Source organism: Microtetraspora sp. NBRC 13810 (assembly GCF_030268685.1).
Lineage (GTDB): Bacteria > Actinomycetota > Actinomycetes > Streptosporangiales > Streptosporangiaceae > BSRQ01.
Window position 1 is genome coordinate 1 of record NZ_BSRQ01000067.1, and the last position, 569, is coordinate 569.

The following is a 569-nucleotide window of genomic DNA, read 5'->3' on the forward strand; positions in this document are numbered from 1 at the left end:
CCGGTCGTCGGCTCGTCGAGGAAGATGACCGGCGGATCACCGATCAGGCTCATCGCGATGTCCAGGCGGCGGCGCATGCCACCCGAATACGTCGCCACTCTTCGCGCGCCCGCGTCGGTCAGCGAGAACCGCTCCAGCAGGTCATCCGCGATCTTGCCGGGATTCCTGAGGTGCCTCAGCTTGGCGACCAGCACGAGGTTCTCCCGCCCGCTGAGGATCTCGTCCACGGCGGCGAACTGTCCCGTGAGGCTGATGGACTCCCGCACGTCCGCAGCCTGCGTGGCGACATCGAAGCCGTGAATGCGGGCAGTCCCCGCGTCGGCCTTGAGCAGCGTGGACAGGATTCTCACCACCGTGGTCTTGCCCGCCCCGTTCGAACCGAGCAGGGCGAAAATACTGCCCCGCGCCACGGTGAAATCCACACCGCGCAGCACCCGCAGCTCCTTGTACGACTTCTCCAGGCCCTGCACCTGGATCACAGGCCCTTGAGCCTTATTGGCTGTCATTCAGATATCCGTTCTCTGTTCGTCACGGCTTGTCGCCCGCGACGCGATTGATGGCGTTGGTCA

The 569-nt window shown here is 64.9% G+C and carries 1 protein-coding gene; it reads right to left on the bottom strand.

Annotated elements, in window-relative coordinates; genetic code table 11:
- A partial coding sequence (locus QSK26_RS41470) for an ABC transporter ATP-binding protein (protein WP_285780859.1) occupies positions 1–470 on the bottom strand: 470 nt, incomplete at its 3' end.
- Positions 471–569 lie beyond the last annotated feature (99 nt).